Raw genomic sequence first — 9,227 nt, forward strand, 5'->3', positions numbered from 1 at the left:
GTGTTCGGAATGTTTCGACGTCGGCGAATGATCGAGATCAAGACCTCCGGTGAGCTGGAGGCGATGCGAGCCGCCGGCCTTCTGGTCGCGCGCACTCTGCGTGCTGTGACGGAGGCTGCGCGGCCCGGCGTGAGCACCGGAGAACTGGACGAGCTGGCCGAGCAGGTTATTCGGGACGCCGGGGCGGTGCCCTCGTTCAAGGGCTACCACGGTTTCCCGGCGTCCATCTGCGCGTCGGTGAACGAGCAGATCGTGCATGGCATCCCGTCCCGCGACACCGTGCTGGAGGACGGAGATCTGCTCTCCGTCGACTGCGGCGCCATCCTCGACGGGTGGCACGGCGACTCGGCGGTCACCATCGAGGTGGGCGACGTGTCCGAGCGCGACCGGCTGCTGTCCGAGGCCACGCGACTCGCGATGCTGGCAGGCATCGAGGCGGTGTCGCCCCGCGGCCGCCTGACCGACATCTCGCACGCCATCGAGTCCAAGGCTCGTGAGGTCGGCAAGAAGCACGGTGTCGAGTACGGCATGGTCGTCGAGTACGGCGGTCACGGCATCGGGCGCGAGATGCACATGGAGCCGTTCCTCCCCAACGTCGGCAAGCCCGGGAAGGGCCCGAAGCTCGCGGTCGGCATGGCGCTGGCGATCGAGCCGATGCTGACGGGCGGGTCCGCCGAGACGGTGGAACTGGAAGACGGTTGGACGGTCGTCACCGACGACGGCGCCAAGGCCGCGCACTGGGAGCACACGGTCGCCATCACCGAAGACGGTCCGTGGGTGCTCACCGCGCCCGAGTCCGACGACGTTTAGCGGGCGGAACGCGGTCCCGGGCGACCCGGCGTGGTGCCACGACCGCGTTCTGCGGGCTAATCGCGGTGAGTAGCCGCCCAACGCGCCCCCGTGACGTCTCCTACTGTTGGGGCGGGCCCCGTGGTCGGGCTTGACAATCGTTGCGTACACTGTCTAGTCGGCGTGCTCATCACGTCGGCTCTAACGTGCTTTTCTGGCTCAGTTGGGGTCGAGGTGACGTGTGTGCCACCCAGGCAAGCACTCTAACGCTCAAACCGATCACGAAACGCGGAGTACATGGCGAAGAAGGACGGGGCCATCGAGGTCGAGGGCCGCGTAATCGAGCCGCTTCCCAACGCGATGTTTCGCGTCGAGTTGGAGAACGGCCACAAGGTCCTGGCACACATCAGTGGGAAGATGCGGCAGCACTACATCCGCATCCTGCCCGAGGACAGGGTTGTCGTGGAGCTCTCGCCCTACGACTTGTCCCGTGGTCGCATCGTCTATCGCTACAAGTGATCACGGCGAGCGTGGTGGGAGGCGACTCCCGCCAGGGGGCGCGCAGCAACTCAGCACGAGCAGGAGAGCAGGAGACGTGAAGGTCAAGCCGAGCGTCAAGAAGATCTGCGACAAGTGCCAGATCGTCCGTCGTCACGGGCGCATCATGGTCATCTGCGACAACCTGCGCCACAAGCAGCGCCAGGGCTGATCGCGGCCGTCGTCAGAGCTCTGACAGGACGCAGAACCTCCCCGCGCCTGCCGGGTCGGTGACGATCCGGTTCACCCTCGGAGCTTCGGGCCGAGGCCGGGATACCGTCCGTGAAAGCGGGCGGGTGACGGCGAGTCGTCCCGGGACGGGCAGGGAGCAGACCCGAAGAACGATGCAACGAAGGAGCGCAACCGCTAATGGCACGACTCGCTGGCGTTGATCTCCCCCGCGAAAAGCGGATGGAGATCGCGCTGACTTACATCTACGGCATCGGCCGTACTCGCTCGAGGGAGATCCTCGCGGCGACGCAGGTCAACGCCGACACCCGTGTGAAGGACCTGAACGACGACGAACTCGCCAAGCTGAGGGAGTTCATCGAGGAGAACTTCAAGGTCGAGGGTGACCTCCGGCGTGAGGTGAACGCCGACATCCGTCGGAAGATCGAGATCGGGTGCTACGAGGGTCTTCGTTGGCGCCGCGGGCTGCCCGTGCGCGGCCAGCGCACCAAGACCAACGCCCGTACCCGCAAGGGCCCGAAGAAGACGGTCGCCGGCAAGAAGAAGGCGGGCAAGAAGTGAGTGCCAGCGGCAGTCGAGTCCGGGCGGGCGCGGTTCTGCGCCGCGGCTCGGGTCCGATGTCGCCGAAGGCCCTCTACGCCCGCCCGATGGCGCTGCGCCAGCTGTACACCGACGCCGGCACCTTGATGCGGCGCGGGCAGCGTGAAGCCGCGGCAGCTCACCAGCAGAACTCGCGCTAAGAGGAGAACCACCCGACCATGCCACCGAAGTCTCGTACGTCGGGGACCAAGAAGGTCCGGCGTAAGGAAAAGAAGAACGTCGTTCACGGGCACGCCCACATCAAGAGCACGTTCAACAACACGATCGTTTCGATCACCGACCCCAACGGTGCGGTGATCTCGTGGGCGTCCTCGGGCCACGTCGGCTTCAAGGGCTCCCGCAAGTCGACGCCGTTCGCCGCCCAGATGGCTGCCGAGAACGCCGCCCGCAAGGCCGCCGAGCACGGCATGAAGAAGGTCGACGTGTTCGTCAAGGGCCCGGGCTCCGGTCGTGAGACGGCGATTCGTTCGCTGCAGGCCGCGGGTCTCGAGGTCGGCACCATCCAGGACGTGACCCCGCAGCCGCACAACGGCTGCCGCCCTCCGAAGCGGCGCCGGGTCTGAGGAACGGGGAGGAGTAAGGACTTATGGCTCGATACACCGGCCCCGCGACTCGTGTCTCGCGTCGGCTCAAGGTTGACCTGGTCGGCAACGACAAGGCGTTCGAACGTCGCCCCTACCCGCCCGGCCAGCACGGCCGCGGTCGGATCAAGGAGAGCGAATACCTGCTGCAGCTGCAGGAGAAGCAGAAGGCGCGCCACACCTACGGCATCCTCGAGCGTCAGTTCCGGCGCTACTACGAGGAAGCGGCGCGGCGTACCGGCAAGACCGGTGAGAACCTGCTGCAGCTGCTGGAGTCGCGGCTCGACAACGTCGTGTACCGCGCTGGTCTCGCGCGTACGCGTCGTCAGGCCCGTCAGCTCGTGAGCCACGGCCACTTCATCGTGAACGGCCAGAAGGTGAACATCCCGAGCTACCGGGTGTCGAAGTTCGACATCATCGATGTTCGGCCGAAGTCGCTGAAGACGCTGCCTTTCGTGGCGGCGAAGGAAGCGCTGGGTGAGCGGCCCGTGCCCGCGTGGCTGCAGGTCGTTCCCTCGAACCTGCGGGTTCTCGTGCACCAGCTCCCGGAGCGGGCTCAGATCGAGGTCCCGATCCAGGAACAGCTGATCGTCGAGTTCTACTCGAAGAAGTGATCCCGTTCCCGGCTCTGTCCGGGATCGGGCCGGCGGCGGCGCCCGGAGTGCGCCGCCGCTACGCCACACCTCTCGGCGTCATATGGCGGGCGCCGGCAGGAAAGGAAGAAGAACAGTGCTGATTTCCCAGCGGCCGACTCTCGGCGAGGAGACGGTCAACGAGACGCGCTCTCGGTTCACCATCGAGCCGCTCGAGCCCGGTTTCGGTTACACCTTGGGCAACTCGCTTCGGCGTACCTTGCTGTCGTCGATCCCGGGTGCCGCGGTCACGAGCATCCGCATCGACGGCGTGCTGCACGAGTTCACCACCGTTCCCGGGGTGAAGGAAGACGTCACCGAGATCATCCTGAACCTCAAGGAGCTCGTCGTCTCCTCCGAGGAGGACGAGCCCGTCACGATGTACCTGCGCAAGCAGGGCCCGGGTGAGGTCACCGCGGCCGACATCGTGCCGCCGTCGGGTGTCACCGTGCACAACCCGGATCTGCACATCGCGTCGCTGAACGGCAAGGGCAAGCTCGAGATCGAGCTGGTCGTCGAGCGCGGCCGCGGGTACGTGCCCGCGCTGCAGAACAAGCAGGCCGGCGCGGAGATCGGTCGTATCCCGATCGACTCCATTTACTCGCCGGTGCTCAAGGTGACGTACAAGGTCGAGGCCACTCGTGTCGAGCAGCGCACCGACTTCGACAAGCTCGTGCTCGACGTCGAGACCAAGCCGTCGATCACCCCGCGGGACGCCGTCGCGTCGGCCGGCAAGACGCTGGTCGAGCTTTTCGGTCTCGCCCGCGAGCTGAACGTCGACGCCGAGGGCATCGAGATCGGGCCGTCGCCGCAGGAGGCGGACACCATCGCCGCCTACGCGATGCCCATCGAGGATCTCGACCTCACGGTGCGGTCGTACAACTGCCTCAAGCGCGAGGGGATTCACACCGTTGGCGAGCTGGTTTCGCGTAGCGAGGCGGACCTGCTCGACATCCGGAACTTCGGTGCGAAGTCGATCGACGAGGTCAAGATGAAGCTCGTCGGCCTCGGCTTGACGCTGAAGGACAGCCCGCCCGGATTCGACCCCACGGCCGCCGCCTCCACGTACGAGGGCAGCACCGAGACCTGGGGCGCGGAGCCGGCGTCGCCGGGCATCCCGGACACTGGCCACGACGACGGCCAGGACTACGCAGAGACGGAGCAGCTGTAAGTAACCTTGCGGCTGCGCAGCTGAACGAGGAGAACCGATGCCCACCCCGACCAAGGGAACCCGTCTCGGCGGATCGCCTGCGCACGAGCGGTTGATGTTGGCAAACCTGGCGACGTCGTTGTTCGAGCACGGCAAGATCACGACGACCGAGGCCAAGGCCAAGCGCGTGCGTCCGCTCGCCGAAAAGCTGATCACCAAGGCCAAGAAGGGTGATCTGCACAACCGGCGTCAGATCATGCGGGTCGTCCGCAACAAGGACGTCGTGCACAAGCTGATCGCGGAGATCGGGCCTTTCTTCGAGGACCGCAACGGCGGTTATGTCCGCATCACCAAGACGCTGCCGCGTAAGGGCGACAACGCCCAGATGGCGGTCATCGAACTGGTGTCGGAGAAGACCGCTACGGCTGAGGCCGAGGCGGCCCGGAAGACGAAGTTCGCCAAGGACACCGCGGCCGAGAAGCCGGCCGAGGAGCCGAAGGCGGACGAGGCCAAGGCTGAGGCCGAGGCGGCTTCCGCCGAGGACCAGGACGCCGAGGCGCCCGAGTCGGCCACCAAGGACGCCACGGACGAGCCGGCCGAAGGCTCGGACAAGAAGGACGAGTCCTGACCGAGACGAGTTCTCGCAGCGAGCCCGCCATTCCCTCCGGGGAGGGCGGGCTCGCTCGTCTGCGCATCGACCTGGCGTACGACGGCACGGACTTCTCCGGCTGGGCCCGCCAACCAGGCCGCCGCACGGTCCAGGGAGTCCTCGAAGACGCCCTGAGTAAGCAGCCCCCGGGCGCGTCTTTAGCGGGCTCAGTGGTGGTCGCAGGCCGCACTGACGCCGGAGTTCATGCGGCTGGGCAGGTTGTCCACGTGGACGTGACGCGTTTTGCGGGCGAAACGCATTCCAGGACGACGCCGGTCTCCCCGGACGGGTTGCCTGACCTCGACCGTGCGCGCCACCGACTCAACCGCGTTCTGCCTGCTGATGTCCGTGTGCTGCGGGTGTCCCGTGCACCTGCGGGCTTCGATGCCCGCTTTTCGGCCGCGAAACGTCATTACCGTTACCAGGTGTCGGACGCGCCCTGGGGCGTCAGCCCGCTACGGAGGCGCGACACACTGGCGTGGACTCGGCCGCTCGATGTTGAGGCAATGAACGAGGCAGCGTCTCAACTGCTCGGCCTGCACGACTTCGCAGCTTTCTGCAAGAAGCGAGAAGGCGCAACGACCATCCGCGAACTTCTCGAGCTGTCATGGCAGCGAGTGGACGATTACGAGCTGCACATGTCCGTATCAGCTGACGCGTTCTGTCACTCCATGGTCCGTAGCTTGGTCGGTGCGCTCCTTTGGGTTGGTGACGGACGGCGCGCCGTGAACTGGCCTGCGGAAGTACTCAAGAGCCGCGAACGCAGCAGCGTGGTCGCTCCTGCCCACGGCCTCACCCTGGTCAAGGTCGATTACCCTCCTGACGACCAACTCGCGCTGCGTGCTGAGAAGACGAGGGACCTGCGCGATCTGAATGACGTCGAGCGATCTCGTTGAGACTGCGCTTGCCGTACCTCGTCCAGGATGGTGCGGTAGTCACCCCGTAGCTTTTCTGCGGTAACGACGACGAAAGTCCAGCCCTCCGCCATCAGCCGCTTTCGACGTGCTTTGTCGTGACGTATCTGTCGACGTTTGCGATGCCACCTGCCGTCGTACTCGACGGCTGTTTTCGTTTCCTCCAGCACGAGGTCGAGACGGGCTACTTCCCTGCCGGCCTTGGTGACCGAGTATTGGGGGATAGGCCGAAAACCTCCCGCGTTGAGTACGACGCGTAGCTCCGATTCGGGGAGCGACTCCGCGCGTGGATCGACCATGGACAGTGCGGCGCGAGCAAGCCTGATGCCCCGATTCCGAAGTCTCCGCCATGCACGTCGGAGCTGTTCAGGAGAGACGAGGCCGGAGCGGATGAAGGCGTCGAGATCGGGAACCGCAATCCGGAGTCGACGGATCCAGCTGTGGTTGCGAGGCGACAGGCGCAAGGCCAGATCGAGTGCTGCTCTCCGCGGCCGTGCGATGCGCATGCCGTTCCAAGGGCGGGATTCGTTCGGACTTACGGCGGTGCGCCGTACGCTCATTCCTTTGATGGGTCCGAAACGGTGTTCTTCGGGAACCACGATCTCGACCGGATCGTAGGGTTTCGCGAGTTCGACGCCCAGTACCGTTGCCGCTGATCGTCCTGTCAATACGGCTGCGTTCGGCACAATCAAAGCGGCACCGCGACAGCGGAGTTCGTGTGTGACCGGTAAATGGGCCGGTGCGTAGACGTCCTGGAACAGGCGCCGATATCGCGGTCCGCGCAGTTCGGCAGCGGTGACATATCCGTGCTTTCTGGCGACAGACCCGCGGAAAACGTCGTGGGTGTTGACGTGAGTATCCATGGCAGCAGCGTCGCGTGTAGCCCTGACAAGCGGTCCGGGATGCGACGAGTTGTCCACAGGCACGTGACGAGGCGGCCGGTTGTCCACAGGTGCCTTGAAGGTGGTTCGCGCCGTGGACGGTGGTTGTTCTGGTCTGGACAGAACCGAGGGGCGCGTTTAGCCCGCTAAACGCGCCCCTCGGGGAACCCCGTCGTTTCAGTCGCCTCGGCGGATGGGACCCAGGATCTGTTGTTCCTTCGCCGTCGTGACGAGTCGCAGGGGACGCCACAGGTTGCGCCCCAGGGCGACGACCTGGTCGTCCTTCAACGTCGTCAACTGCCGCATCATCTGCGGCGGAAGCCGCCAGATACGTGCCGCGAGCTCCGCCTGGCCGGCGGGGAGGCGCTGCATCAACACCAGGTCGGCGGCGTTCGCCAGTGCCCCGGCCTGAGGGTGCAGGTACGGCAGGACGTACACGGTGGTCTGCCACGCCGACCTCGGCGGGAACAGGTCCTGTGGAGTGGGCCCACCGTCGTGGACGACCAGCAGCGGTGCGTCCTCCGACGGGCGCGGAAGTTCCACAGGAGACAGCCGACGGATCTGAACCAGCGGCGACGGCTGACCGTTCTGCTGTTGCCCCGCGGCGTTGGACAGCACGTGCCACGCTGTCGGCCGCCCCGTCGCGACGACGACCCACGCGCCGACTGCCATGGCACGCATCGCAACCTGCCTCGACAGGTACAGGCCGCCGACGAGCACGATCCTGGTCGGCGCCGCCCGCAGAGCCGACACGGTCAGAGGTTCGCCCTGCAGCCCGGACCCGAGGACGATGCCGCCCCGATCGCCGGAGGGACTCACCGCGTCCAGCAACGCCGGATCGACCACGAACTCGGGCGCCACCCCGATGGCCTTGTTGGCATCGTGTACGCGCGCGCTCATGCGGTGCCTCCAATCGGCAGGGTGGCGGCGAAGCCTGCCGCCTGGCGTCCACGAAGCGGGGTCAGCGTCACGCCCACGCGCTCGGAGAGAGCGCTCAGCCGCTGGTCGCTGGCATCCAGCTCCCGCGGGTTCCGTGCGCTGATCCGCACGACGCCGCGCAGTCCGATGCGGTTCTCCTCGTCGGAGGGCGAGATCGACATCGTGACGGTGGAGGACAGCGCGCGGACACTCGTCAGAGCGTTGAGATTCGTGGTGATCTTGCCCTTCGGCCAGCCCGTGATGGCGTAGCTCGCATGGCCGATCCCGGCCGCCGTCACGCCGGTCCACCGTTCCTGCATGCGTACCCGGCTGTTGGAGCCGGCGACACCGGTGAGTTCCGCAGCCGAGATGCCCGCGCGCAGCAGCTCGTCAGGACTCAGCGGGCGAGTCGGCACACCGTGCGACTCCATCGCATTGCGGACGCGCGACAGCGCCCCGATCAGCGCCCTGTGCGCACCCATGACGCCGCCACCGCGTTCCCGCACGGCCGTGGGGCACCGCTTCGGATCGAGCCGTACGGACACCCACGTGGTACGGCGGGCGGCCGCAGGAAGCGGTCCGAGAACCTCCATGTACGACGCCAACGCCGGCGAGTCGGCGGGCAGCGCCGCGCTCCCGGGATAGCAGTGCCACGTCATCTGGATGGAGTCGAGGACGACACCACGGTCTTCGAGACACGGTGCGAGCGACGACAAGGGAAGACTCGGCGCGCCTCCGGCCTGTGTGATCAACGCCGGGGTGGGTTCGACCAGGAGAACAGCGGTCCACGTGCCGTCGTGATAGGCGAACCCGACCTCCTGGTGCTCGTGGTCCCGGCCCTGCGCCACCACGAGGTCGGGAACCGCGAGGCGCAGGAGACTCACACGGGCGTCGTCGGGGCCGATCACCTTGTCTTCGTCCTGGGCTGCGAGCGCCTCGACCTCGACGCTGGGCTCAGGGGGGACCGCCACTCGGTCGTGCGACCTCAGGGCGTAGCGAGCGGTCAGTCCGGCCCATTGCGTGAACCACTGGCCGCCCCAGCGCAGGAACGCCAGGATCAGCATGACCCCGGCGACACCCATCGCGACGTAGACCAGCGACTGGTTGATCGCGATGAGGATCAGCCCGATCGCCAGGCCGATCTCGAGCAGCACGAGGTTCGCGACCGGGAGCGGCCCGAAGTTGGCGCCGAACATGCGACGCCGGGCAGGAGGCGCCACCTTGGGCGTAGGCGCGGATTCCGGAGGCCGTGGTGCGCCACCCGAGTCGCCGGGACCTCCGGAGCCGCCGGGTCCTCCCGGCCCACCCGGCCCACCCGGTCCTCCGGGGCCGCCTGGGCCTCCCGGACCACCCGGTCCTCCCGGGCGACCCGGCCCGCCGGGGCCGC

At 66.9% G+C, this 9,227-nt stretch carries 13 protein-coding genes; 10 read left to right on the forward strand and 3 right to left on the reverse strand.

Going from position 1 to position 9,227, the window contains the following annotated elements:
• Positions 1 to 27 precede the first annotated feature (27 nt).
• The 10 genes from map (at position 28) to truA (ending at position 6,023) form a co-directional block, all read left to right on the forward strand.
• Positions 28 to 810, forward strand: a complete 783-nt coding sequence (gene map / locus SACAZDRAFT_RS15650; protein ID WP_005443302.1) for a type I methionyl aminopeptidase — start codon at positions 28 to 30, stop codon at positions 808 to 810.
• 276 nt (positions 811 to 1,086) lie between these two features.
• Positions 1,087 to 1,308: a translation initiation factor IF-1 gene (gene infA, locus SACAZDRAFT_RS15655; RefSeq protein ID WP_005443304.1), complete on the forward strand. Its 222-nt coding sequence runs from the start codon at positions 1,087 to 1,089 to the stop codon at positions 1,306 to 1,308.
• Positions 1,309 to 1,384: 76 nt separating this feature from the next.
• The gene (gene rpmJ, locus SACAZDRAFT_RS15660; protein WP_005443306.1) at positions 1,385 to 1,498 is read left to right on the forward strand and encodes a 50S ribosomal protein L36; all 114 of its coding nucleotides are present in this window, start codon (positions 1,385 to 1,387) and stop codon (positions 1,496 to 1,498) included.
• A 197-nt stretch (positions 1,499 to 1,695) separates the two neighbouring features.
• Positions 1,696 to 2,076 carry a 30S ribosomal protein S13 gene (gene rpsM, locus SACAZDRAFT_RS15665; protein WP_005443308.1) on the forward strand — a complete coding sequence of 127 codons (381 nt, stop codon included), beginning with the start codon at positions 1,696 to 1,698 and terminating at the stop codon, positions 2,074 to 2,076.
• A complete protein-coding gene (locus tag SACAZDRAFT_RS23860) occupies positions 2,073 to 2,255 on the forward strand; it encodes a hypothetical protein (RefSeq protein ID WP_005443309.1) in 183 nt (60 codons plus the stop codon). The genes rpsM and SACAZDRAFT_RS23860 overlap by 4 nt, the downstream gene beginning before the upstream one ends.
• Before the next feature lie 18 nt (positions 2,256 to 2,273).
• A complete protein-coding gene (rpsK, locus tag SACAZDRAFT_RS15675; protein ID WP_005443310.1) occupies positions 2,274 to 2,678 on the forward strand; it encodes a 30S ribosomal protein S11 in 405 nt (134 codons plus the stop codon).
• Positions 2,679 to 2,701: 23 nt separating this feature from the next.
• Positions 2,702 to 3,310 (forward strand): 30S ribosomal protein S4, encoded by a 609-nt coding sequence (rpsD, locus tag SACAZDRAFT_RS15680; protein WP_005443311.1) that lies wholly within the window; start codon positions 2,702 to 2,704, stop codon positions 3,308 to 3,310.
• A gap of 115 nt (positions 3,311 to 3,425) precedes the next feature.
• Positions 3,426 to 4,499, forward strand: coding sequence for a DNA-directed RNA polymerase subunit alpha (locus SACAZDRAFT_RS15685; protein ID WP_005443312.1), 1,074 nt, complete (start codon positions 3,426 to 3,428; stop codon positions 4,497 to 4,499).
• Between the two features lie 37 nt (positions 4,500 to 4,536).
• Positions 4,537 to 5,106, forward strand: coding sequence for a 50S ribosomal protein L17 (rplQ, locus tag SACAZDRAFT_RS15690; RefSeq protein ID WP_005443314.1), 570 nt, complete (start codon positions 4,537 to 4,539; stop codon positions 5,104 to 5,106).
• Positions 5,103 to 6,023 carry a tRNA pseudouridine(38-40) synthase TruA gene (gene truA, locus SACAZDRAFT_RS15695; protein WP_005443316.1) on the forward strand — a complete coding sequence of 307 codons (921 nt, stop codon included), beginning with the start codon at positions 5,103 to 5,105 and terminating at the stop codon, positions 6,021 to 6,023. The genes rplQ and truA overlap by 4 nt, the downstream gene beginning before the upstream one ends.
• On the opposite strand, the gene SACAZDRAFT_RS22565 is transcribed toward truA, so the two are convergent.
• From SACAZDRAFT_RS22565 to eccE, 3 genes are all read right to left on the reverse strand, one after another.
• Positions 5,939 to 6,904, reverse strand: a complete 966-nt coding sequence (locus SACAZDRAFT_RS22565; RefSeq protein ID WP_005443320.1) for an endonuclease domain-containing protein — start codon at positions 6,902 to 6,904, stop codon at positions 5,939 to 5,941. The two genes, truA and SACAZDRAFT_RS22565, sit on opposite strands and share 85 nt — an antisense overlap.
• 195 nt (positions 6,905 to 7,099) lie before the next feature.
• Positions 7,100 to 7,822, reverse strand: coding sequence for a hypothetical protein (locus SACAZDRAFT_RS15700; RefSeq protein WP_005443321.1), 723 nt, complete (start codon positions 7,820 to 7,822; stop codon positions 7,100 to 7,102).
• A complete protein-coding gene (gene eccE / locus SACAZDRAFT_RS15705) occupies positions 7,819 to 9,036 on the reverse strand; it encodes a type VII secretion protein EccE (RefSeq protein ID WP_005443322.1) in 1,218 nt (405 codons plus the stop codon). Before eccE ends, SACAZDRAFT_RS15700 begins: the two co-directional genes overlap by 4 nt.
• Positions 9,037 to 9,227: the final 191 nt, after the last annotated feature.

It is taken from the genome of Saccharomonospora azurea NA-128 (assembly GCF_000231055.2).
GTDB lineage: Bacteria > Actinomycetota > Actinomycetes > Mycobacteriales > Pseudonocardiaceae > Saccharomonospora > Saccharomonospora azurea.

Bases quoted from the DNA above. Each gene is read 5' to 3' on its own strand.
- SACAZDRAFT_RS22565 (WP_005443320.1), bottom strand. From the start codon at position 6,904: ATGGATACTCACGTCAACACCCACGACGTTTTCCGCGGGTCTGTCGCC.
- infA (WP_005443304.1), top strand. From the start codon at position 1,087: ATGGCGAAGAAGGACGGGGCCATCGAGGTCGAGGGCCGCGTAATCGAG.
- rpsK (WP_005443310.1), top strand. From the start codon at position 2,274: ATGCCACCGAAGTCTCGTACGTCGGGGACCAAGAAGGTCCGGCGTAAG.
- rpsM (WP_005443308.1), top strand. From the start codon at position 1,696: ATGGCACGACTCGCTGGCGTTGATCTCCCCCGCGAAAAGCGGATGGAG.
- eccE (WP_005443322.1), bottom strand. From the start codon at position 9,036: ATGTTCGGCGCCAACTTCGGGCCGCTCCCGGTCGCGAACCTCGTGCTG.
- map (WP_005443302.1), top strand. From the start codon at position 28: ATGATCGAGATCAAGACCTCCGGTGAGCTGGAGGCGATGCGAGCCGCC.
- rplQ (WP_005443314.1), top strand. From the start codon at position 4,537: ATGCCCACCCCGACCAAGGGAACCCGTCTCGGCGGATCGCCTGCGCAC.
- SACAZDRAFT_RS15700 (WP_005443321.1), bottom strand. From the start codon at position 7,822: ATGAGCGCGCGCGTACACGATGCCAACAAGGCCATCGGGGTGGCGCCC.
- rpsD (WP_005443311.1), top strand. From the start codon at position 2,702: ATGGCTCGATACACCGGCCCCGCGACTCGTGTCTCGCGTCGGCTCAAG.